Source organism: Micromonospora sp. M51 (genome assembly GCF_018070305.1).
Classification (GTDB): Bacteria; Actinomycetota; Actinomycetes; order Mycobacteriales; family Micromonosporaceae; genus Micromonospora; species Micromonospora parva.
Map to the genome: position 1 here is coordinate 1 of NZ_JAGPXZ010001400.1, position 624 is coordinate 624.

Here is a 624-nt window from a genome sequence, read left to right on the forward strand (position 1 = left end):
TGGTACGCCGGCACGGCGGCAGCGCCGAGGTGGATCGCTCGGACGACGGCGGCAGCCGGTTCACCGTCCGGCTGCCGAGCCGGATCGAGCGGTCATGACCGACATCCGGGTGCTCGTCGTCGAGGACGAGCCGCTGCTGGCCGAGGCGCACGCCGCGTACACCGAACGGGTTCGGGGTTTTGTGGTGGTCGGGGTGGCGCACACCGCGCGGGCGGCGATGGCGGCCCTGCGCGCCGACCACGGCGGCGGCGTGGACCTCGTACTCCTGGATTTTCGGCTGCCCGACCTGCACGGCCTGGACGTGTGCCGGGCGCTGCGGGCAGCCGGCAGCAGCGTGGACGTGCTGGCCGTGACGTCCGCGCGGGACCTGGCGGTGGTGCGCACCGCCGTGTCCCTCGGGGTGACCCACTACCTGCTCAAACCGTTCACGTTCGCCGCGTTCCGCGACAAGCTGGAGCGCTACGCCGACTACCGCGCCCAGGCGCTCGCCGACGGCGAGGTCGCCGCCCAGCACGAGGTGGACCAGATGTTCGCCACCCTGCGCGGCACCGCCGGGCACAGCCTGCCGAAGGGGCTCGACGCGCAGACCCTTGATCGGGTACGCGCCGCCCTCACCGACGGCAC

Annotated in this window: 1 protein-coding gene; it reads left to right on the forward strand. The window is 73.6% G+C overall.

Going from position 1 to position 624, the window contains the following annotated elements:
• Window positions 1-94: 94 nt before the first annotated feature.
• Window positions 95-624: response regulator (locus tag KBX53_RS35080; protein WP_210864050.1), on the forward strand; the 530-nt coding region annotated here is incomplete at its 3' end.